20 protein-coding genes are annotated in these 21,723 nt (G+C 47.1%); 10 read left to right on the top strand and 10 right to left on the bottom strand.

Features of this window, described 5'->3' with window-relative positions; translation table 11 throughout:
• Nucleotides 1-57 precede the first annotated feature (57 nt).
• Nucleotides 58-1,269, top strand: coding sequence for an ADP-forming succinate--CoA ligase subunit beta (sucC, locus tag ACWIP2_RS06015; protein WP_448519004.1), 1,212 nt, complete (start codon nt 58-60; stop codon nt 1,267-1,269).
• 94 nt (nt 1,270-1,363) lie between these two features.
• Here the strand turns inward: sucC and tatC are convergent, their stop codons facing one another.
• The 3 genes from tatC to gcvH form a co-directional block, all read right to left on the bottom strand.
• Nucleotides 1,364-2,227 (bottom strand): twin-arginine translocase subunit TatC, encoded by an 864-nt coding sequence (tatC, locus tag ACWIP2_RS06010; protein WP_448519003.1) that lies wholly within the window; start codon nt 2,225-2,227, stop codon nt 1,364-1,366.
• Nucleotides 2,224-5,598: an isoleucine--tRNA ligase gene (gene ileS / locus ACWIP2_RS06005; RefSeq protein WP_448519002.1), complete on the bottom strand. Its 3,375-nt coding sequence runs from the start codon at nt 5,596-5,598 to the stop codon at nt 2,224-2,226. The genes tatC and ileS overlap by 4 nt, the downstream gene beginning before the upstream one ends.
• A gap of 331 nt (nt 5,599-5,929) precedes the next feature.
• Entirely contained in the window at nt 5,930-6,307 is a 378-nt protein-coding gene (gene gcvH, locus ACWIP2_RS06000; protein WP_448519001.1) for a glycine cleavage system protein GcvH, read from the bottom strand.
• Nucleotides 6,308-6,477: 170 nt separating this feature from the next.
• On the opposite strand from gcvH, the gene prfB reads away from it, so the two are divergent.
• Nucleotides 6,478-7,555 (top strand): peptide chain release factor 2 gene (gene prfB / locus ACWIP2_RS05995; protein ID WP_448519048.1). Its coding sequence is split into 2 segments (ribosomal slippage): nt 6,478-6,528 and nt 6,530-7,555, totalling 1,077 coding nucleotides; the frame shifts between segments, so codons are not numbered across the junction.
• Nucleotides 7,556-7,587: 32 nt separating this feature from the next.
• Here the strand turns inward: prfB and ACWIP2_RS05990 are convergent.
• Entirely contained in the window at nt 7,588-8,280 is a 693-nt protein-coding gene (locus tag ACWIP2_RS05990) for a ComF family protein (protein WP_448519000.1), read from the bottom strand.
• A gap of 39 nt (nt 8,281-8,319) precedes the next feature.
• Here ACWIP2_RS05990 and ACWIP2_RS05985 point away from each other — a divergent pair, with 39 nt between their 5' ends.
• The 5 genes from ACWIP2_RS05985 to ACWIP2_RS05965 all read left to right on the top strand — a co-directional run bounded on the left by ACWIP2_RS05985 (nt 8,320) and on the right by ACWIP2_RS05965 (nt 13,292).
• Complete coding sequence (locus ACWIP2_RS05985) at nt 8,320-8,667, top strand: carboxymuconolactone decarboxylase family protein (RefSeq protein ID WP_448518999.1); 348 nt, start codon at nt 8,320-8,322, stop codon at nt 8,665-8,667.
• The gene (locus ACWIP2_RS05980) at nt 8,667-9,020 is read left to right on the top strand and encodes a hypothetical protein (RefSeq protein WP_448518998.1); all 354 of its coding nucleotides are present in this window, start codon (nt 8,667-8,669) and stop codon (nt 9,018-9,020) included. Before ACWIP2_RS05985 ends, ACWIP2_RS05980 begins: the two co-directional genes overlap by 1 nt.
• 3 nt (nt 9,021-9,023) lie before the next feature.
• Nucleotides 9,024-9,788 (top strand): exodeoxyribonuclease III, encoded by a 765-nt coding sequence (locus ACWIP2_RS05975; protein WP_448518997.1) that lies wholly within the window; start codon nt 9,024-9,026, stop codon nt 9,786-9,788.
• Between the two features lie 151 nt (nt 9,789-9,939).
• Nucleotides 9,940-11,718, top strand: a complete 1,779-nt coding sequence (locus ACWIP2_RS05970) for an ABC transporter substrate-binding protein (RefSeq protein ID WP_448518996.1) — start codon at nt 9,940-9,942, stop codon at nt 11,716-11,718.
• A 35-nt stretch (nt 11,719-11,753) separates the two neighbouring features.
• On the top strand, nt 11,754-13,292 hold the full coding sequence (locus ACWIP2_RS05965) for a YifB family Mg chelatase-like AAA ATPase (protein WP_448518995.1): 1,539 nt from the start codon (nt 11,754-11,756) through the stop codon (nt 13,290-13,292).
• A 3-nt stretch (nt 13,293-13,295) separates the two neighbouring features.
• On the opposite strand, the gene ACWIP2_RS05960 is transcribed toward ACWIP2_RS05965, so the two are convergent.
• From ACWIP2_RS05960 to ACWIP2_RS05945, 4 genes are all read right to left on the bottom strand, one after another.
• Nucleotides 13,296-14,507, bottom strand: a complete 1,212-nt coding sequence (locus ACWIP2_RS05960; protein WP_448518994.1) for an RsmB/NOP family class I SAM-dependent RNA methyltransferase — start codon at nt 14,505-14,507, stop codon at nt 13,296-13,298.
• Nucleotides 14,508-14,842: 335 nt separating this feature from the next.
• Entirely contained in the window at nt 14,843-15,103 is a 261-nt protein-coding gene (locus tag ACWIP2_RS05955; RefSeq protein ID WP_448518993.1) for a DNA methyltransferase, read from the bottom strand.
• The gene (locus tag ACWIP2_RS05950) at nt 15,004-15,267 is read right to left on the bottom strand and encodes a hypothetical protein (RefSeq protein WP_448519050.1); all 264 of its coding nucleotides are present in this window, start codon (nt 15,265-15,267) and stop codon (nt 15,004-15,006) included. The genes ACWIP2_RS05955 and ACWIP2_RS05950 overlap by 100 nt, the downstream gene beginning before the upstream one ends.
• A 61-nt stretch (nt 15,268-15,328) precedes the next feature.
• Nucleotides 15,329-16,039 (bottom strand): hypothetical protein, encoded by a 711-nt coding sequence (locus ACWIP2_RS05945; RefSeq protein ID WP_448518992.1) that lies wholly within the window; start codon nt 16,037-16,039, stop codon nt 15,329-15,331.
• A 54-nt stretch (nt 16,040-16,093) separates the two neighbouring features.
• On the opposite strand from ACWIP2_RS05945, the gene ACWIP2_RS05940 reads away from it, so the two are divergent.
• Both ACWIP2_RS05940 and ACWIP2_RS05935 read left to right on the top strand, forming a co-directional pair.
• Entirely contained in the window at nt 16,094-17,854 is a 1,761-nt protein-coding gene (locus ACWIP2_RS05940; RefSeq protein WP_448518991.1) for a T9SS type B sorting domain-containing protein, read from the top strand.
• Nucleotides 17,855-17,962: 108 nt separating this feature from the next.
• Nucleotides 17,963-18,268 (top strand): hypothetical protein, encoded by a 306-nt coding sequence (locus ACWIP2_RS05935; protein WP_448518990.1) that lies wholly within the window; start codon nt 17,963-17,965, stop codon nt 18,266-18,268.
• Nucleotides 18,269-18,330: 62 nt separating this feature from the next.
• Here ACWIP2_RS05935 and ACWIP2_RS05930 read toward each other — a convergent pair whose 3' ends face one another.
• Complete coding sequence (locus tag ACWIP2_RS05930) at nt 18,331-19,107, bottom strand: YdcF family protein (protein ID WP_448518989.1); 777 nt, start codon at nt 19,105-19,107, stop codon at nt 18,331-18,333.
• Between the two features lie 8 nt (nt 19,108-19,115).
• Nucleotides 19,116-20,741 (bottom strand): GMC family oxidoreductase, encoded by a 1,626-nt coding sequence (locus ACWIP2_RS05925; RefSeq protein WP_448518988.1) that lies wholly within the window; start codon nt 20,739-20,741, stop codon nt 19,116-19,118.
• A gap of 146 nt (nt 20,742-20,887) precedes the next feature.
• On the opposite strand from ACWIP2_RS05925, the gene ACWIP2_RS05920 reads away from it, so the two are divergent.
• Nucleotides 20,888-21,723: carboxypeptidase-like regulatory domain-containing protein (locus tag ACWIP2_RS05920; protein ID WP_448518987.1), on the top strand; the 836-nt coding region annotated here is incomplete at its 3' end.

Genomic DNA, 21,723 nt, shown 5'->3' with positions numbered 1-21,723 from the left:
GTTCATTGATATGGATTGCGTAATTTTGGCAATCCAAAAAATCAAATTCTCGCCCACATGAACATTCACGAATATCAGGCAAAAGAAATACTGAAAAGTTATGGCGTTCGTATTCAGGAAGGCATCGTAGCCGATACTGCTGAGGCTGCGGTAGAAGCAGCGCGTCAGTTGCAGGCAGCTACAGGCACTGAAGGCTGGGTTGTAAAGGCACAAATCCATGCCGGCGGTCGTGGCAAAGGCAAAACCATTGAAACCCAACAGGAAGGCGTAAAATTCTGCACCTCGTTGGAAAAAGTTGAAACGGTGGCTCGCAACCTGATCGGTAACACACTGGTAACGATCCAGACAGGCGAACAAGGACGTAAGGTAAATAAAGTATTAGTGGCGCAGGATGTTTATTACAAAGGCGAAAACGAACCCAAAGAATATTATCTCGCGATCCTCTTAGACCGCTCGAAGGCTTGCAACGTAATCATGGCAAGCACCGAAGGCGGCGTTGATATTGAGGAGGTTGCACACCATTCTCCCGAAAAAATCATCAAAGTTTGGGTAGATCCGATACAAGGGTTGCAACCCGAACAGGCAAAAGAAATAGCCGATAAACTCGGACTTTCAGGCAAAGCCCATGAAGAAATGGTCTCATTCATCACTGCCCTCTACAAAGCCTATGATGCTATTGATGCTGTGCAGTTTGAAATTAATCCTTGTCTGAAAACCTCTGATAATAAAATCATCGCTGTTGATGCCAAAGTCAACTTAGATGATAATGCACTCTTCCGTCATCCGGAATTAGCCGCCATGCGCGACCTCAACGAGGAAGATCCGCTAGAGATAGAAGCCTCTGCATCAGGTTTGAACTATGTAAAACTGGATGGCAACGTTGGTTGCATGGTAAACGGCGCAGGATTGGCAATGGCTACAATGGACATCATTAAACTGTCAGGTGGCCAACCTGCCAACTTCTTAGACGTAGGCGGCGGCGCGAATGCCCAAACCGTAGAGGCCGGTTTCCGCATCATTCTGCAAGATCCTAATGTGAAAGCTATACTGATTAATATTTTTGGCGGTATTGTGCGTTGCGATCGCGTAGCTAACGGTGTAGTTGAAGCCTACAAGAAAATCGGTAATATTGACATTCCTATCATCGTTCGCCTGCAAGGTACTAATGCCGAAGAAGGTGCGCGCGTGATTGAAGAATCGGGACTGAAAGTAACATCTGCAATCGCGCTGAAAGATGCTGCCGCCAAAGTACAACAGGCGCTTGCATAAGTTTGAGATTAACCCGTAAACGAAAATCCCGGCAAGTCTGATAGCTTGTTGGGATTTTTTTATGACTCCCTGAAAATTCAATGCCTTCAATCGGCTAATCAGGCAACTGGTCGAGCGGGGTAGAAGCCGGGTAGCTCCCTGTAGGTTGCTTGCGCGACTTCTCTTCCAGCAGTTCCGCTGCCTTATTGCGTTTTTCACTGATTGTTACTACCCATATGCTGATTTCGTATAGTAACATCAGCGGCAGAGAAATTAATATCTGGCTAATCACATCGGGCGGAGTAATAATGGCAGAGATAATCAGCACAACAACAAACGCATGGCGGCGATATTCGCGCATAAATGCGGGTGAAATCACTCCTATTTTGGCGAGGAAAAACGCCACCATCGGCAACTGAAACATCAATCCCGTTACTAGCACCAGCGTGGTGAGCGTAGAGATGTAGGAAACAATATCAAACTCGTTGGAAATGGACGGGTCTAACTGATAATTAGCTAAAAACTGAATAGACAGCGGCGCAATCACATAATAACCGAACAGAATCCCCAAAATGAACAGCAGCGAAACAAAAAACACCGCTCCGCTTGCCGCTTTGCGCTCCTGCGGATATAAACCCGGCTTAACGAAACTCCAAATTTCCCAAAAGGCATAGGGGAAAGCACAAATAACCCCAATCACAAGCGAGGAGAGCATGTGCATGGTGAACTGCCCTGTCATCAGGCGGCTTTGCAGTTTGAAGTTGATCTTGTCAATACAAGTAGCATCCGAAAGAGCGCAAAGCATTCGGTACGTCCAAAAATCTACTTTGGAAGGCCCCAGAATGAGCGTTCCATACACAAACTCTTTGGACAAAAAGGCAATTACTGAAAAAACAGCCACTGAAGCAACCGCGCGGATCAGATGCCAGCGCAGTTCCTCCAAGTGGTCTATAAACGACATTTCTTTTTCCTCTGTCATGCTTTGGCTATGCGGATAGGCACCATGAACTCATCAATTTCGTAGGCTTCCGTACCGTTCAGGTCGCTGTGGATTTGCAGGGAAACCGCCTGTGTTTCAGACTGAATGTAGTCGGCGAATTCTTTGGCTGCATCGGCGACAAGCGCCTCACCTGCTGCAATCGCAACGCTGATTTTGTCCTGTACTTCAAAGTTCTGGTCTTTGCGCAGGTTTTGAATGCGGTTCACCAAATCGCGGGCGATGCCTTCCTTGCGCAGCTCAGGCGTTACGCTGATGTCTAATGCAACCGTGATGCCTCTTTCAGTAGCTGACACCCAACCCGGAATATCAAATGTTTCTATAATGACATCACTGAGTCGTAAGATAATATCTGTTTCAGGCACTGCAAATTCTCCATTAAACATGAAAGTACGAATATCATTCGTATCCATTTTTGCAAGATGCTCCTGAATAACTTTTATCTGTTTGCCTAAACCTTTTTTTGCAAGCTCAGGAAAATTAGGCTTTGCTTTCATTGTAACCTGACCAAGCGCGTTTACAAAGCCAAGTTCTTTAATATTCGTTTCCGAAAGAATTAAGTCCTTGATTTTTTTGATATTATCCTGGAAGAAGCGTTCATCTGACGCAATTAAAATCTCCTTTAAGGGCAGACGTACTCGCAATTTTTTGTTCTTACGGATAGAGTGCGCCAAAGAACAAACAGTCTGAGCAAAAGCAATAATATCCTCTAAGTCCTCATCTCTCTGATAAGACTGATATTCAGGATAGTTTGCCAAATGCACCGACTCGGCAGTTTCTTTGCCCGAAATGCTGTTCAAATCGCGGAACAGCAGGTCGGTGTAGAACGGTGCAATCGGCGAAGCCAGCTTGGCAACCGTTACCAGACAGGTATAAAGCGTCTGATAAGCCGCCAGTTTGTCGGTATTGTACTCGCCTTTCCAGAAACGTTTGCGGTTCAGGCGCACGTACCAGTTGCTCAGGTCGTCATTGACGAAGTTGAGAATCGCACGTGCGGCGCGGGTGGGGTCGTAGTCGGCATATGCCTCATCGGTTTCTTTGATGATAGCATTCAGTCGCGATAGAATCCAGCGGTCGCTTTCGGTGCGCTCAGCCAGCGGCACATCGGCTTCCTGATAGCGGAATCCGTCCAGATTGGCGTACAGCGCAAAGAAGTTGTAAGTATTTTGCAGCGTTCCGAAGAATTTGCGCTGCATTTCCGCCAAGCCGTCAAGGCTGAATTTGAGGTTTTCCCAAGGCGCAGCGTTGGCAATCATATACCACCGAACCGCGTCGGGTCCGTATTTGGCTACGGTTTCAAAAGGGTCAATCACGTTGCCCAGTCGCTTGCTCATTTTGTTGCCGTTGGCATCCAGCACAAGCCCTGTGGAAACCACATTTTTAAAGGCTACGCTGTCAAAAACCAATCCCGCGATAGAGTGCAGGGTAAAAAACCAGCCGCGCGTTTGGTCAACGCCTTCGGAAATGAAATCCGCCGGATAAGTTTTCCGTTGGTCAATCAAATCGGCATTTTCAAAAGGATAATGCCACTGCGCATAAGGCATTGCGCCGCTGTCAAACCAAACGTCAATCAGGTCGGGTTCGCGCTTCATAGGTTTGCCAGAGGCTGAAACCAGCGTTACCTCATCCACATACGGGCGGTGCAAATCGGCTAATGAGGTCGGCTGTTGCAAACCCAATTGCGCATTGGCTTTGGCAATTTCGGCAGCCAGTTCTTCAGTAGAACCGATGCAGATTTCCTCAGCGCCGTCTTCGGTACGCCAGATAGGCAGCGGCGTTCCCCAGTAGCGGCTACGGCTCAGATTCCAGTCCACCAAGTTTTCTAACCAGTTGCCAAAGCGACCCGTTCCGGTGCTTTCAGGCTTCCAGTTGATGGTTTTGTTGAGCGCCACCAAGCGGTCTTTTAGCGCCGTGGTACGGATAAACCAGCTTTCCATCGGGTAGTATAACACGGGCTTATCGGTACGCCAGCAGTGCGGGTAGGTATGCTCGTATTTTTCTACTTTGAACGCCTTGTTTTGCTCTTTGAGGATGATGGAAATGATGACATCTGTTGATTTGTAGTCAGGGTGCGACTCGTCTTCGTCGGTGTAGTTTTTCACGTAGAAATCTTCCGCGCCAAGCGTTTTATGGGTTTTGATGCCATAATGCTTTGTCAGTTCGGCTAAGTGTGTGCCAATCGCATGAACGAACTTGCCTTTTTTGTCCACTGTTGGCTGAAAATGCCCGTGTTCGTCGGCTACTAATAGCGGCGGAACATCATATTGCTTGCTCAAACGGGCATCGTCCGCGCCAAAAGTTGGCGAAATATGGACAATGCCGGAGCCGTCTTGGGTGGTTACAAAATCGCCTGCATATACTTTGAAAGCATTTTGCTGATTTTCATGGGGTTGTACAAAGGGCAGCAGTTGCTCGTATTCCATACCCACCAGAAACTCGCCTTTGAACTCTTCCACAATCACATACGGGATTTTGCCGCTGTGCTTGCCTTCCACAAAATCGTTGCGGTTGATGTAGTTGCCGCCCAGTACATAGTTTAAGCGCTCTTTGGCGAAAATAACGCTCACAGGCTGTTTGGTGTACTGATTGTGGGTTTTGACTTTCAGATAGGTGATGTCCTTGCCGACTGCCAGCGCGGTATTGGAAGGCAGCGTCCAGGGGGTGGTCGTCCATGCCAGCAGGTAGTCGTTATCCGACCCTTTCACCTTGAACTGCGCGATGACGGAGGTGTCTTTTACAGTTCTGTAGCAGCCGGGTTGGTTGAGTTCGTGAGAACTCAAACCTGTGCCTGCCGCAGGCGAATAGGGCTGAATGGTATAGCCTTTGTATAGCAAACCTTTGTTATACAGTTGTTTGAGCAGCCACCAACAAGACTCGATGTAGTTGTTGTCAAAGGTGATGTAAGGGTTTTCCAAATCCACCCAAAAGCCGATGCGCTCGGTCAGGTCGTCCCATTGAGCTTTGTATTTCATCACTGCCTCGCGGCACTTTTGGTTATAGTCCGCGATGCTGATTTTTTTGCCGATGTCTTCTTTGGTAATGCCCAGTTCCTTTTCTACCTGCAATTCAACGGGCAAACCGTGCGTATCCCATCCGCCTTTGCGCTCTACGCGGTAGCCTTTCAGGGTTTTGTAGCGGCAGAAAATATCTTTGATGGTACGCGCCATCACGTGGTGAATGCCGGGCGTTCCATTGGCAGAAGGGGGACCTTCGTAGAATACAAAAGGTCGGTCGGCGGGACGCGATTCAACAGATTTTTGAAAAATGGCATTTTCCTTCCAGTAGGTCAGGATTTGCTCGCCGGCTTGCCTGCCAAGCTCGGTTACAGACTGTTTATATTCGTTGTATTTCATAGAAACCTTGTTCCAAACGCCTGCAAAAAAGTGCAAAGGCAAAGTTAGGTTTTTTCGTGTGAAGTTGGATTTTTAAGTGTACCATTCCGCCTTTGTGATGAGATACACAAAGTTCCCCTTAGGTTTGTTTGTTCACCGATTTTTACCGCACCCGGTCAGCTGATGGAAAGGAATAGTCTAATGCATGTATCACGTAGATTTTGAGGCTGTCTAAAAAGGATGGATGTAGCATAGATTTCAGTCTGTAGCTATTTGATTATCAAGTTATTAATAAATCACAGACTAAAGTCCGTGTTACTTTTTGGACAGCCTCGTGGTATGCATGCTCTTGTTACGCACCTACTAGCGAACCATAAGCTGCAGCATCAATCAGGTGTTCTTTGCCGCCGCCTGTCGGGCGGATTTTAACAATCCAGCCGCTGCCGTAGGGATCGCTGTTTACTTGCTCGGGGTTACTGTTGAGGCTGTCGTTCACTTCCAGCACTTCGCCATCTACGGGCATAAATAGGTCTGAGGTTGTTTTTACGGCTTCTACAGTGCCGAATACCTCGCCTGCTTTTACTTCTGAGCCAACAGTATTCACATCAACATAAACAATATCGCCCAATTCGCCCTGAGCAAAATCAGTAATGCCTACAATGGCGATGTCGCCTTCGTAGCGAATCCATTCGTGGTCTTTGGTGTAGAGGAGGTCTTGTGGGATGTTCATGATCGTGAGGCTAAATTCAATTTTTTCTGATGGGGACAAAAATAGAGATTTATAGCACATCCGCGCGATAATACTCCTATCAATAGCCAACGATTTTGCATAAAATGCAGCTAACGCACTACTTTACCTACCAAATCCTAATTTTGTTTCCTGAAATTCAGATGACACAAATGACGCTCACACAATTAGAAGATTTAAAGGCACGCATTTCTGCCTTGAGGAGGTATCTTTGACTATGACGGCAAGCGCAAAGAAATAGCCGAACTGGAAACAAAAACCACTGCCGCTGACTTTTGGGATGACCCGCAGGCTGCACAGCGAACAATGAAAGAAATACAACTGCGCAAGAATTGGACAAACGACTTTGAGCAGGCGCAGAAAGCCGTCGAAGATCTGGAAGTCCTCTATGAATTTTATACTGTAGGGGAAATCGGCGAAAAAGAAATACTGGTAGAAAAAAGCAAGACCGAAGAAATAGTAGCAGCGCTGGAGCTGAAGAAAATGCTGGACAAAGAAGAAGACCAGCTAAGTGCCATTATTGAAATTAACCCTGGTGCAGGTGGCACTGAAAGTCAGGATTGGGCAGAAATGCTAATGCGCATGTATATCATGTGGGGAGAAAAACACAACTACAAAGTTTCCGAACTCAACTATCAGCCGGGCGAAGGCGGGGGTATCAAGTCCGCTACGCTGGAAATAGACGGGCCTTTTGCTTACGGCTACTTGCAGGCAGAAATAGGAGTACACCGATTGGTACGTATCTCTCCGTTTGATGCCAATGCTCGCCGCCATACTTCCTTTGCTTCGGTGTATGCCTATCCGATTGTAGATGACTCGATCAATATTGAAATTAACCCGGCCGATATTACATGGGAAACTTTCCGTGCAGGAGGCAAAGGCGGTCAGAACGTAAACAAAGTAGAAACAGCGGTGCGTCTCCGCCATGCGCCTTCGGGACTGGTTATTGAGTGTCAGCAGGAGCGCTCACAAGTCCAGAACAAGGACAAAGCACTAAAGATGCTCAAATCGCGCCTGTATCAGTTGGAAATTGAGAAGCGCAACGAAGCCCGCGCCCAAATAGAAAACACCAAAAAACGAATTGATTTTGGCTCGCAAATCCGCAATTATGTATTTCACCCCTATAAATTAGTAAAAGACCTGCGCACCGGCGCAGAAACCTCAGACGTTCAAGGCGTGATGAATGGCGAAATTGATGATTTCATCAAGGCATTTTTAATGCAAAACTAACATCAAAAAGATATACTTTGGTATGTGCTTGTTTACACGTTTGCCAGCGCTAATATGCCAATATCGGCGCAGCCGCCAAGAAACGGCTCGATACAGGCTTCTATGGTCGCACCTGTGGTAATCACGTCGTCGACAAACAAAATCCGCAGGTGATTGATCCGGGCATTGGGCAGTAGCTGAAAGGCTTTATTGGTATTTTCGACGCGCTGTTCCTGATTCATCCGTACTTGCGAGGTAGTTGATTTGCAGCGAAACACCAGATCTTCGCGCATAGGAATACCTGTAACCTGACTAATGCCTTTTGCAAAGCAGGCCGACTGATTGTAGCCGCGCTCCTTTTGTCGCTGTTTATGTAAGGGAACAGGCACCAAACAATCAAAACGACTGCTCAGATCGCTTTGGGCTAGATAAGAACCATACCACCTGCCCAGATAAACGCCTAACTCGCGGTTGCCGTCGTATTTGACCTGATGGGCCAGCGACTGCACAATGCCGCCATCGGAAAAATATGCGAAAGCGGCAGCATAGCTAATCGGCAACCTGCCCTTGAACTTGTCGAACAGCGGGTTATCGTCAGGAGAGTTATGGAAATAAGTCAGCGGAAAACCCAGCCGACAGACCGTGCAAACCATGCACTCCTCGGCAAGCAGTGCCGAACGGCAGCCTGCACACAAGCTCGGAAAGGCCAATTGCACAAAATCGCCCCACAACTTTGAAAGTAACATCTTCCTTTGGTTTACTTTTAGGGTAAATTTACAAAGCACATGGGAAAAATTGAAGAATTCAACGAATATCGAAGCCGGATGAATGAGCGCATTCTCGACTCTGATAATCTGGTGATTAAGCGCTTTTTCAATCTGGATACGAACGCTTATGCTCCCGGACGATTGGACGTGCGCACCAAAGAAATGATCGGGCTGGCAAGCTCGATGGTGCTGCGCTGCGACGACTGCATCAAATACCACATCGGCAAGTGTGTAGAGGCCGGGATTAGCCCTGAAGAAATAGAAGAAGTATTTTCCATTGCCCTACTGATAGGCGGCAGCATTGTAATCCCGCATTTGCGCCGTGCAGTAGAATACTTAGACGAGTTTAAACTAAATGCCCGGTAATGTGTGAAGATATTTCCATTCAAAAAGCGTGGGAAGAGCTTTTGGAACGGCTAAAAGTGCATTTTGGCAAAAAGCCCGACCTCAACGGCGTACTCTTTCTAATTGGCGTTCAGGAATTAGGACAGGGTGTGCGCAACTTCAGCAAAGAAGAAAAGCAGGATCTGATGCACATTGCTGTATGCAAGGTACTTAGCTATGCCGGTTTTTACGAGTTGGAAGGAGTTGATAACGAGGGCTGGCCACACTGGCAACCTACTGCCAAACTACCCTTCCTCAGCCTTCGTTTGCAAGAAGAACTGCTCAAGCAATATATCATCGAGTATTTCCGCAAGGAAATATTCCCTGAAGCATGACACATGAAAATCATTACTTACAACGTCAATGGCATTCGGGCAGCTATGAAGAAAAACCTTGTCGGGTGGCTGGAAGAGGAACAACCCGATATTTTATGCCTGCAAGAGGTCAAAGCTGCACCTACACAAATAGATTTGACACCTTTCACCGCAATGGGCTACCAATACTACTGGCACGAAGCCGAAAAAAGAGGCTACAGCGGCGTTGCAATCTTTTCTAAAGTTGAACCGTTGGCAGTTACCTACGGCATGGGCAAACCCAAGTATGACACAGAGGGGCGCGTGATCAAGTTTGACCTGTCCGAGTTTTCTGTTATTAATGTGTACATGCCTTCCGGCACTACGGGCGACGTACGTCAGCAATTCAAATACGAATGGTTAGACGATTTCAAGTCTTATTTGCAGGATTTGCAGCAGCAGGGGCGCGGTTTGCTTATCGGCGGCGATTTTAACATTGCACACCGCCCAATAGACATCCACAATCCGGTATCAAATAAAAACAGTTCGGGCTTTCTGCCTGCCGAGCGCGAGTGGATGGATCGGCTGTTCGAGGAAGGTTTCTGGGACGTATTCCGTACTTTTCACCCAGAGCCGCATCGCTATACGTGGTGGAGCAGCCGTGCTAATTCCCGCGCTAAAAACTTAGGCTGGCGGATTGACTATTGGGTAGCCAACGATCTGATGCGCGACAGCGTGCTTGCCTGTGACATTTTACAAGCTATTGTCCACTCAGATCATTGCCCTGTAGTAGTGGAAATTCGGCAGTAGAACGTGCTAATATTGGCACGATAATTTTTTATGCTTAATATAGCAAGCGGTAACAAACCACCTGCGTTTTTGTTAATTCGTATTGTGATAACTGCTTTTATAGCGGATATTTGTACAAACTGAGTATATGCCCAAACAACTAACACTTATAATGCGACACAAGCTGTGCAATAAATTGAAGCAACTGGGAAAGACAGTCCTCTACGCAATTGCATTCATCACTTTTTATGGATGCCAGAGCAATAGCGAAAAGCAAGTCTCTACCACTCCCCCCCGCGAAGCTGCGGGTGGACGTTTCTACGGCGGAGTTTTGCGCATCAATGAAACCGAATACATCAAAACACTCTATCCACCTGCTATTGTTGATGTATATTCTTACCGGGTCGCCAACCACATCTACGAAGGACTTTTCAAATTCGATCAGACCGATATGAAGGTAATTTGTTCGCTGGCCGATACCTTCGACGTAGATCCTACCCAAACCATTTATACCTTCAAACTGAGGCGTAATGTATTCTTCCACGATGATCCTGCTTTTCCGGGGGGCAAAGGGCGCGAACTGACAGCTGAAGACGTAAAATACTCCTTCACAAGAATTTGTACGCAAAGCACCGATAACCAGTCTTTTCACCTTTTCGATGGCATCATCAAAGGGGCAAAGGAATATTACAACGCTTCAGCGGGAGGTAAAAAACCTACTTTTGAGGTAGAAGGCATCAAAGTACTTGACAAGTACACGATCCAACTGACGCTCGAAAAACCCTACTCCCTTTTGCTCTCCAACTTAGCACGCAGCGGTGGATTCATCTTTCCGCGCGAAGCTTACGAAAAGTACGGTAATGAAATGAAGTTTAAAGCCGTTGGTACAGGGCCTTTCATACTCACAAATATTGACGACAACAACTCAATTACACTCAAGCGGAATCCTAACTACCATCGCAAAGATCGTTTTGGTAATCAACTGCCCCTGCTGGATGGTGTATTTATTCAATTCATCCGCGAGAAGCGCACCGAGTTTTTCGAGTTTAAAAAAGGCAAGTTAGATATGATGTATCGTCTGCCTACAGACTACATCATCGAGATATTGGAAGAAGCCGAATCTGATCCTGACGGCGGCATTAGCAAATACACCTTACAGCGCGAACCCGAAACGCAGACACAGTTTTATGCCATGCTCAACATACATCCTGTTTTCAAAGATCTGAACGTGCGCAAGGCATTTTCTTTTGCGATCGATCGCAAGGAAATTCTCGATCGGGTACTAAACGGCGAAGGCTACGAAGCAGGTTTGCACGGACTGACTCCTCCTTCTTTCCGCTGGTACGACATTCACAAGATACGCGGTTATGACTTTAACAGAGATTCTGCCTTGTACTACATAGCAAAAGCAGGTTATCCGATGGGTAAAAACTTCCCTAAGATCACCCTCGATCTCAACCCGGAAGGCGAGCGCCACACACTGGTAGCTACAGAGGTTCAGCGCCAACTTAAAGAAGTACTCAACATCTCAATCGAACTGAACGTAGTTACTCACTCCGACATTACGGATAAATGTCTTTCAGGCAACTACTCAATGATCCGCCTGTCGTGGGTAGCCGATTTTCCAAGCCCTGAAAACTTCTTATGGATGTTCTACAGCAAGCAATCTACATTCAAGCCGGGCGAGAATACCTACCCCAACATTTCGCGCTACTACAACCCAAGGTTCAACGAGAATTACGAAAAAGCACTAAGGGCTTCTAGCATAGAAGAACAAACCGAGTACTTCCAAAAAGCTGAATCTATTATGATGGAAGACGCTCCTATCATCGTTTTATGGTACGACGAATGCTATCGTCTTTTGCAGCAGCATGTAGAAAATCTGCCCAATAACCCTATGCAATACCGCGATTTCAGCGAAGTCTATCTCAGACCCCAAAAAACTAACTAACAAGATTTGCAGCCCCATTGTAAAAGAACTTTTGTATGGTAGCTAAAACTTTTGGCAGCGCTGTTTTTGGCGTTGATGCATCTATTATCACTGTCGAAGTAACGATCATGCAAGGCACAGGTTTTGTCATAGTAGGTTTGCCCGACAGTGCTGTTAAAGAGAGCGCTCAACGTGTAGAATCAGCTTTGAAGTTTTTTGGTTACAAAATGCCTCGACAGCGTGTCGTAATCAATATGGCCCCTGCAGACCTGCGAAAGGAGGGTTCTGCTTATGATCTAACCCTTGCTATTGGTATTATGCGGGCTTCTGATCAGTTGCTTGCTGACGATCTGGACAGCTACCTGATTATGGGTGAGCTATCGCTCGATGGTATCGTTCGCCCGATCAAGGGAGTGCTGCCAATCGCTATCGAGGCGCGCAAAAGAGGCTACAAAACACTCATTATTCCCAAAGAAAATGCTCACGAAGCCGCTATTGTCAATAATATTGATGTCATAGGTGTAGGAACACTGCTTGAAGCAATCGAGCATATCAACGGCGAACAGCGGATAGAACCCCTGCGCAAAGACACGCGCGAAATATTCTTTCACGAGCAAGACCACTATACGGCAGACTTCTCGCATGTTCAGGGACAGGAAAATATCAAGCGTGCATTGGAAATAGCAGCAGCCGGCGGACACAATGTAATTATGATCGGGCCGCCCGGGGCAGGTAAAACAATGCTTGCCAAACGGCTGCCGTCTATCCTGCCGATGATGAGCCTGCAAGAGTCTCTGGAGACTACCAAAATACACTCCGTAGCAGGTAAGTTAGGCGCACGAGCCGGACTGATTGCGCAGCGCCCTTTTCGCGCCCCTCACCATACGATCAGCGACGTAGCACTGGTAGGCGGTGGCGGTATTCCACAGCCCGGAGAGATTTCGCTGGCACATAACGGCGTCTTATTTTTAGACGAACTGCCCGAATTTAAGCGGACGGTACTCGAAGTCATGCGCCAGCCGCTGGAAGAACGCCGCGTAACCATTTCCCGCGCAAAAGTTACGGTAGATTTTCCGGCGAACTTTATGCTTGTAGCCAGCATGAACCCTTGTCCTTGCGGCTACTATAATCATCCCGATAAAGACTGTGTATGCGGTCCGGGTGTCGTACAGCGCTACCTGAACAAAGTAAGCGGGCCGCTCTTAGACCGCATAGATCTCCACGTAGAGGTAACACCTGTATCCTTCGATCAGATGACCAGCATGCGCCCTGCCGAAAGCAGCAAGGAAATCCGCGCGCGTGTAGTACAGGCACGAGAGATCCAGAGTAAGCGGTTCAAAAATCATGCAGGCATTTATTCCAACGCTATGATGCCTTCTCAGATGGTCAAAGAAATTTGTGTGATCAGTAACTCGGGTAAGACCCTGCTGAAAACCGCCATGGAGCGGCTGGGACTTTCCGCACGCGCCTATGATCGCATCCTGAAAGTTTCGCGAACCATTGCTGATCTGGCAGGCAGCAACGAAATTAAGATCGAACACTTGGCAGAAGCTATTCAGTACCGCAGCTTAGACCGCGAAAATTGGGCAGGTTAATTCTCATTTGCGCTTCAGCCGCGACATGTAAAAACCATCGAAGCCAAATTCAGAAGGCATAATAGTACGTTCTGCCTCGAGTGTAAAATCTCTGCCTTCGGGTTCGTTTAAAAACCACTCTATCTGTCTGGTATTTTCTGATGGTAAAATACTGCACGTAGCATAGACCAAGATGCCGCCCGGCTTGGTCATTTGGCTATAGCGGCGCAAAATATCGCGCTGGATGTCCCGTACGCGCGCAATAAAATCTTCGGAAAGTTTCCACTTGCTGTCGGGGTTGCGGCGGATTACCCCTGTTCCGGAGCAAGGCGCATCGAGCAGCACTACGTCGGCACTCTCGCGGAGGCGCTTGATCGTCTTGTTATTTTCAATCAGACGAGTTTCGACAATGCTGATGCCTGCGCGATTAGCACGGCGGCGCAGTTCATCTAATTTAAAACCTTCTACGTCCATGCTGATGATATTGCCCTTGTTTTTCATCAGTGCTGCCAGATGCAGTGTTTTTCCGCCTGCACCTGCGCAGGCATCTATTACGCGCATACCGGGCGCAACTTGTGCAAACGGCGCAACTAATTGCGACGAACCGTCCTGAATCTCGAAAAGACCTTGTTTGTACAGCGGATTACCGAAAATATTGAGGCGTTTTTTCAAAATGACAGCATCCGGCAAATCTTCGACCGTGTAGGTTTCTACTTTGTGTTCTGAAAGGAGTCGCATGAGCGCATCGCGATCAGTTTTAAGGGTATTGGCACGTAGTACAACCTGCGTTTGCGTATTGAGCGCGGCGGCTTCGGTTGCCCAACGTTCGCTACCAAGTTCATTGCTTGCCAGTGTATCTAACCAATCGGGGAAGGAGTGCAACAGTTTTATCGCCCGCTGCGCCTGTTCAAAGCGCACAGCGATATGTGCAGGATTGGTATGCTCAAATTTGGGCCAATTGGGCAGTTCAAAACCACGCCAAGTCCAGTAAACGCCGAAAAGTTGCCAAAGCGCCTGATGTTTCAGCGAAGGTTCTGCGTCTGCAAGATGCCAGAGCAGCCGCCAATGGCGCACCATATCGTAGGTTGTTTCGGCAATGAACCCTCTGTCGCTGGAACCCCATTTGGGATTGGAACGCAAGACACTCTCGATGACTTTATCGGCATAGCGGCCTTCGCCGAAGATGGCTTGCAGCCCTTCTACGACTGCCCCTACTAAGTTTAGGTGTAATTTCAAGGTAAGAATTAGCTTTTAGTGTAAATGTTTGTGCAAATCATTTACTAATTCTGAAATTGGTCGTACATAGTCTCTTAAGCCAATATGTTGGCTTGCATAGTTTAATCGCCTACTGCTATCGGGTAAGTAAAAAATATGTCGCTGTCCTCCTAAGAGGGACAGCTTATCATCTGATAGATCCTCATCGTAGGTTACGATATGAAAGATATATTTGATTTTGTATTTACTGAGTATTTGAGCTTCTGCGGAAGAAACCTGCTTCCACCGCTCGCGAATAGTTCTTTTACAAGAAATGCCAATTTGCATAGAAGCCGCTATTTGGTTTTGAATTGTAATCATATTGCTGATTTGTAAGAAGACGCTTCTTGTGTTGCATAATATTTTGCAATCCTTGTATTTGCCATATCAATATACTCGGGTGATATTTCAATGCCTATGTATTTTCTGCCGTGTATGAGTGCTGCAATAGCAGTAGTACCTGATCCCATAAATGGATCTAAAATAACTTCAGCAGTTGTAGAACGTATGATTTGGCTAATGAGAGCAACGGGGAATGGGGCGGGATGTACCCCTTCACTAATTCCGCATTTTTCCACTTGCCACCGCGACCATCTTTCATGCCATTACCTGTAGAATTTTTGAGATTATATGGCGGTGAAGTAATAATTAAATCCACAGAATTATCTGGTAATTTTTTCATTACATCAATGCAGTCGCCTTGTATAATAGTATTGACAGGAAAGTTTTCACTAAGAATCATAGTAACGTAACTCTGATATAAGTTCTCTTATCACCAAAATTACATAAAAATTACTGTTGTGCTATGCCCTTATTTCCAAATCTGCCAAATAGTCTAATGCCTCGATGTATTGCAGGCGATTGAAAACCAGCGCCTTAATTCTGCGCAGCGGGCGCTCAACGCCCATGTGTTCCAGTACGAAATCATGCCAGATGATATATTCGGAATGTGGTTCGATCTTGACGCGAACCTGTGCCGTTGCTACGCCTGCACTGTTGCGGTGCACAAAAATAGCCGAGCGTTTGTAGTAGTTTTGATAAGGAGCAACAGGCTCGCCCAGTAAGTGATTGGAAGGCGGCATGACCAGATCTACAGGCAGCGGCTCAAACTGATAGTTTTTCAGCAGTTTTTCGTTGGCAGTGAATTTCTCGAGCAGCGAGTGTTCGTCAATCCAAATTTGTGCAACGGCTATCTGACCTTCTCCGAGTACATTTCCTGAAAACCTGATGGTATGTTTTTTGCCTGCTATGAGTTTGCGGAAGCGTTTTTCGGCACTCGATTGTGGCTTTGTACCTAAAAGACTGTTTTCTATTCGTATATTCTCGAGTTCTTTCTCTATTGGGTTAGATTTGTCGGGAAGGCAAACCAATATCAGGTGCGCAACTCCTGGCAGCAGCATACCTAAAGTAAACCACAACCAGAATGAGCGCCCGCGTGTGTACGCAAAGTAGCCGCAAGTAAGCGGAATACTCAGCAAAAATAGCACACCTATCAAGGCTAAATCCAACAACATGCGACAATGAAAATCCGATACTGTTTCAATAAAAGCAATTTAAAGTTTTTTTGTTTGATTTTTGGCACAATAATTCTGTTGCCTTTTGCAACTTCTGCACAACGCGCAGGCAATTATGCGTTTTCAACTGTTACAAGTGCTTCGCTGCTGCCTATGAACGACGCAACGACTACGCTCGTACACGGGCCTAATACACATCTCAGTGCCAGCCCGGTAATTCCTATTGGATTTGAGTTCTGGTTCATGGGTGTTCGTTACACAGACTTTTCAGTCAATAGCAACGGTGTCATGCGTCTGGGCAATCAACCAATTGTTAATACAGGCAACGCATTCACTATTGCAGGTAATGCGCGGCTCGTACCTTTTGTTGGGACAGACTTTAACCCGCAGACACAAACACAGGTAGGCTCTTTGCGTACTTCGGCTACGGGACGAGTGCACTTCAGACGCGGCGGCACAGCCCCTAATCGCTTTTTAATTGTAGAAAGTCGCAACATGGCGGTTAATTTTACCAGCAATACGGCAGATGCTACTTTCCAGATTGTTATCTATGAAACTGCCCCGGGCAATGCCAACGGCGGGCGTATTGAGTTTCGCTACGGACAGGTGCGATCTACCGTAGAACTGAACAGCATCAACATCGGTATCGGCAGCGGCGACGGGGCTACGCAGTTCCTTGCAATCAGCCTTGCCACGCTGACTGCTCGCGAGGGCGTATCGAGCAGCAATCCAATTAGTCCGGGAGCTATTCCCCAACTCAACAGCACTGCTGACGGACAGCGCAGGCAGTTTACTTTTGATCCACCTGTTCCTAATGGGCAACTGACAGACCTAACGGTTAGCTGCTTAGGTAGCGATGCAGTACAGTTGCAATGGCGCAATCAGGCAGCTAATGCAGTAGGTACTGTGCTCTATCGCTCTACAGACGGTATCAACTACCAGTTTTTGACACAGGTAAATGCTCCCGCTGCATTGTTTACCGATCGGAATATTGAGCAGGGGCGCACCTATCACTACCGTGCCTATGCTGTTACCGAAGGCAAATTATCGGCTTTACACCCAACAGGGCAAGTAACCTTCTCACCACAGACCCCTCCACCTCTCCGCCTCCCGACCACTTTAACCGTTTGCCGCGGGCAGTCGGTAACCTTAGATGCAGGCGCGGGCTATCCTGCCTACGAATGGTCGGATGGACAAACAGGGCAGGTACGCACCCTTCGCCCCAATGAATCGCAAACACTGCGGGTAGTTGCCAGAGGCTGCGGCGAAGTACAGGCGCAGGTACAGATCAATGTAGTGCCAATACCCGTCTTCCAGATTGGCGGCGACTCTACCATCTGTGCGGGCGAGCTTGCTGCCCTGCTGGAAGCGCCGCGAGGTTTGGGAACTTATCGCTGGCAAAACGAACGCGGGCAAACTATCGGCTCATCGCCAACGCTGACCGTGCGGGAGCTGGGCAAATACTTCCTCACCGTTACAACAGCGGCAGGCTGTTCGTTTCGGGATAGCATCGTTGTTACCAACTGCTGCCAAGCAGTGATCGAAATGCCTACAGCATTCACTCCACACAGCACACCTGCCAATAACCTGTTCCGCATCAGGCACGACAACTTGCAAAGCATTGATATTCAGATTTACAACCGATGGGGTAATCTGGTCTATCGCAGCAGCGACCCCGAGCAGGGTTGGGATGGCACATTTGAAGGCAAACCTGCACAGGCGGGCGTTTATCAAGTCATCATTCAGTACACAAGCTGCCAGAACGGATTTCTATTTTCAGGCAGAATGGCAGGGGTGCTACACTTATTGGAATAAGTCTAAAACAAACTAACGCGCAGTTCGTTATTTGATCATCTAAACTAATGCTGCAACTTCGCTAATAGGACTTTTGATACATTTAACTTCTCTAAGCAGCATTTTCAAATGAAAAAGACAAAAGAAAAAGAGGGTATCTCTGATTTTCTCAGCGTAGATGAGCATGGTAATTTGATAGGAGCAGATCAAATTCTGAAGTCAGCCAGCCCCAAACAAAAGCCTTTTACAGGTAAATGGCTCGTATGTTCGTTTTTTCTTTTAATTACAAAGTCCGTCATTGGTATTAGCCTACTTGTGAACTTTTATGAAACCACGCAACTTCCTCCACACTGGGTTAGTTTCGGTTTGGTCTGCCTGACACTCATTTTACCGCTTAGCTTTTTTTTCGCGGTTTTGCGTCTGCTGTTGCGCTGATCGGGGTAAATAATTAAAGTATAGCATGCCTTTGGAGCAGGTCATATCTTACATCAGTATTCCTACAGATAACCTGCCAGCCGGTACACGATGATGCCTGTCCACTCTTTTAACAATATATTCCAACGATCAATGGCAGCAGCAGAGGGAACAAGCAGCCGCGCTATATCAAAAAAACGATCTTCGCTATAAAAATCAGCAGCAAAAGGCTGTGCATGAATGCCTTGTTTCTGAAAACACAGCAAAGCCCGGCGCATGTGAAATGCAGACGTAACTACAATGCATTTTTTCAAGCTAATACCGTTTTCCCGTAGTAATTGTGCTGTATAAAGCGCGTTTTCGTGTGTGTTGAGCGATACCTCTTCGGTCAAAATATCCTCGTCGGGGATGCCCGCCATGCGACAAAGCGTTGTTACATTATTTGCACCTTCAGCATGCACTGCTGCGAGTTTATCAATATATGCCCCGCTGATAATTATCTTTTTGACTTTTCCTTCTTTGTAGAGCCGAATGGCATAGAGCAAGCGATCGGCGCCGCGCATGAAATACACCCGATCTTTGGGCGACTTGCTGTCCTGTGTCATTCCCATCAGGACAATTGCAACCTCGTACTTATCCTGCGGAATGGCTGCAAACGGAGTCGGTGCAATTTCCCAACGCAGCAATACCTCATTAGCCACCCATGGATTACCAAAAAACCAAAATGCTACGGCAACAACTATCAGTAGTCGCTGCCGTAGCTTTGCGCTTCGGGTCAGCAGCGCCCAGAGTATTCCCACCATCAACCAGAAAAGCGGATTAATCAGAAAGGTCAGCAATTTGGACAACAGGAAAAACATGGTGCAATTTAGCTCATAGCATGTGCTGCAAGTATCATATCGGCAGCTTTTTCCCCAATCATAATACAGGCGGCATTTGTATTGCCCGATACAATGCGCGGCATAATCGAGGCATCGGCGACGCGCAGTCCCTCTATGCCGTGCACTCGCAACTGATCATCAACAACAGACATTTCATCGCTGCCCATTTTGCAAGTACCTACGGGGTGATAAACTGTTTCTAACGAAAGGCGGATGTGGTTTGCCCACTCATCGTCGCTAATATTGGGCTGAGGAAACTGCAAACGGTCGCGCAGGTCGTCTAAGGCTTGCTGCTGCAATATTTCCTGCGCCAGTTTCCCACCCTTAACGAGCAGTTCTAAGTCTGCCTCTTTGGAAAGGAAATTGGGCTGGATGATCGGGGCATCGGTAGGATTGGCAGAGCGCAAGGCCACATAACCGCGACTTTCAGGCTGCAGCAGCGTCGGCAGTATAATAAATCCATCGCGATCTTTCGGATATTTACTTAGATCGTAAATGTCCAGTCCATACTGATCGCCGAGTTGTACGGGAGCCATGTGCAGTTGCAAATCGGGCTGTACAGCTGCTGCTGAAGTTTTGACAAAGGCGTTGGCTTCCAACGGTCCTGTAGTAAGCGCCCCCCTTTTAGCGATCAAATAAGAAAAAAGCGCACCTATCATGTTGAGTGGCTTCAGGATATGGTTTTTGCCGACTGCTGTTTTAGAAAGCATACTTACCGGATAAAATAAATGATCGTGCAGATTCTTACCTACGCCCTCCAACCTGTGTTTTAGATCTATGCCATGCGATTTGAGATCGTCAGGCGAGCCGATGCCCGAAAGCATCAACAACTGCGGCGAGGAAAAAGCGCCGGCACTCAGAATAACTTCTTTATTGGCTTTGAAGGTCTGCAAATTTCCTTTAATCAGACATTCTACCCCGGTAGCCTTATCATTATTGAGTAAAATTCTGGTCGTATATGCTTTGGTAATAACGGTCAGGTTAGGACGACTTAGCGCAGTTTTAATGAATGCAGTTGCTGTGCTATGCCTTTTTCCATGCTTAATAGTAAACTGCAACATGCCCGCGCCCTCCTGTTGCACGCCGTTGAAATCCTCAGTTAACGGAATCCCTTTTTGGGCGCAGGCTTGGATAAATGCCGGCCCGAAAGGTGTAACAAATGCCGGATTACTTACATGAAGCAGACCTTGTTGTCCATGGTAGCTGTTTTGAATAGTTTCATTGTGTTCCGACTTTTTGAAATATAGCAGTACACTGTTATAATCCCAACCTTGATTACCTGTAGCAGCCCATGTATCAAAATCCTTCTGATGCCCTCTGATATAGGCCATTGCATTCGTACTGCTGCTGCCTCCGAGTGTTTTGCCGCGCGGCAAAAATATTTTGCGATTAGCCACAAAAGCCTGTGGTTCAGAATAAAATGCCCAATCTACCTCAGTGCGAAACAGATCTGTATATCCGCCGGGTATGTGAATTTTCATAGCCGTATCGGGGCCGCCGGCTTCTAATAGAAGCACAGAATTACCGGGATTTTCCGAAAGGCGATGCGCCAGCACGCTACCCGCAGATCCGGCACCGATAATGATAAAGTCATAATTGTGTGATAGACCCATAATTACGTGGTGATTTTTGGTGATTGCTACGCAATTAAGAAACTTTATGCCAATGAGCAGTATTTTTTTTTTAACGTTTCTTTGATTTTAAGTCATGCTTTTCGTAGAATTGGTGTGGATTTATTAACCTAACTAAATTTCAAAGCATGAAGCGATTTCTACTCTTTGGCGCACTTTATGCGCTGATGATTTCCGCGTATGCGCAAGATCGGGTTATTTCGGGCAAGATCACGTCTTCTGAAGACAACTCGCCCTTGCCTGGCGTAAACGTTCTGGCGAAAGGAACCAACACAGGCGTGGTTTCCGACGGTGATGGTAAGTACAAGCTAAGCGTTCCCGAAGGGGCTACGCGGCTTGTTTTTTCATTTGTAGGCTTCCTGACACAGGAAGTGGAAATCGGTGGCAGAACAACGATTGATGTTGTTTTAGAACCAGATACAAAGCAATTGAGCGAAGTGGTTGTAACCGCACAAGGTATAGTACGCGAAAAGAGAGCGTTGGGCTATGCCGTTGCAACGGTTAATCAAAATGCTATCGCCGACCGCCCGCTGGCCGATGTGGGCCGCGTGTTGCAAGGCAAGATTGCCGGCGTAAACATTACCCAAACTTCAGGCGTATCCGGTACGGGTACAAACATTACCATTCGCGGTTACTCTTCTATCACAGGTTCTGTGCAGCCTTTGTTTGTAGTAGATGGCGTGCCTTTCAATTCAGCTACTAATGCAAGAGGTAATTTTCTTGAAGGCGGTCAAGCCGCGCCCAGCCGATTCTTGGATATTGACCCTAACAATATCGAGAACGTATCCGTACTGAAAGGTCTGGCGGCTGCCGTGCTATATGGCGACCAAGGTCGAAACGGTGTTATTTTGATTACTACCAAGAACGCAAGTACGAAGAACAAACCTGCCGAAATCACATTGACACAGTCTGTATTTGGCAACACCGCCGTATTGCCTGTGTATCAAAACAAATATATCGGCGG

This window comes from Rhodoflexus sp. (assembly GCF_053489755.1).
Note: the sequence above shows the minus strand (reverse complement) of the source record. Positions and strands in the feature narration are given on the sequence as shown.

Bases quoted from the DNA above. Each gene is read 5' to 3' on its own strand.
- sucC (WP_448519004.1), top strand. From the start codon at position 58: ATGAACATTCACGAATATCAGGCAAAAGAAATACTGAAAAGTTATGGC.
- tatC (WP_448519003.1), bottom strand. From the start codon at position 2,227: ATGACAGAGGAAAAAGAAATGTCGTTTATAGACCACTTGGAGGAACTG.
- ileS (WP_448519002.1), bottom strand. From the start codon at position 5,598: ATGAAATACAACGAATATAAACAGTCTGTAACCGAGCTTGGCAGGCAA.
- gcvH (WP_448519001.1), bottom strand. From the start codon at position 6,307: ATGAACATCCCACAAGACCTCCTCTACACCAAAGACCACGAATGGATT.
- ACWIP2_RS05990 (WP_448519000.1), bottom strand. From the start codon at position 8,280: ATGTTACTTTCAAAGTTGTGGGGCGATTTTGTGCAATTGGCCTTTCCG.
- ACWIP2_RS05985 (WP_448518999.1), top strand. From the start codon at position 8,320: ATGGGAAAAATTGAAGAATTCAACGAATATCGAAGCCGGATGAATGAG.
- ACWIP2_RS05980 (WP_448518998.1), top strand. From the start codon at position 8,667: ATGTGTGAAGATATTTCCATTCAAAAAGCGTGGGAAGAGCTTTTGGAA.
- ACWIP2_RS05975 (WP_448518997.1), top strand. From the start codon at position 9,024: ATGAAAATCATTACTTACAACGTCAATGGCATTCGGGCAGCTATGAAG.
- ACWIP2_RS05970 (WP_448518996.1), top strand. From the start codon at position 9,940: ATGCGACACAAGCTGTGCAATAAATTGAAGCAACTGGGAAAGACAGTC.
- ACWIP2_RS05965 (WP_448518995.1), top strand. From the start codon at position 11,754: ATGGTAGCTAAAACTTTTGGCAGCGCTGTTTTTGGCGTTGATGCATCT.
- ACWIP2_RS05950 (WP_448519050.1), bottom strand. From the start codon at position 15,267: ATGATTCTTAGTGAAAACTTTCCTGTCAATACTATTATACAAGGCGAC.
- ACWIP2_RS05945 (WP_448518992.1), bottom strand. From the start codon at position 16,039: ATGTTGTTGGATTTAGCCTTGATAGGTGTGCTATTTTTGCTGAGTATT.
- ACWIP2_RS05935 (WP_448518990.1), top strand. From the start codon at position 17,963: ATGAAAAAGACAAAAGAAAAAGAGGGTATCTCTGATTTTCTCAGCGTA.
- ACWIP2_RS05930 (WP_448518989.1), bottom strand. From the start codon at position 19,107: ATGTTTTTCCTGTTGTCCAAATTGCTGACCTTTCTGATTAATCCGCTT.
- ACWIP2_RS05925 (WP_448518988.1), bottom strand. From the start codon at position 20,741: ATGGGTCTATCACACAATTATGACTTTATCATTATCGGTGCCGGATCT.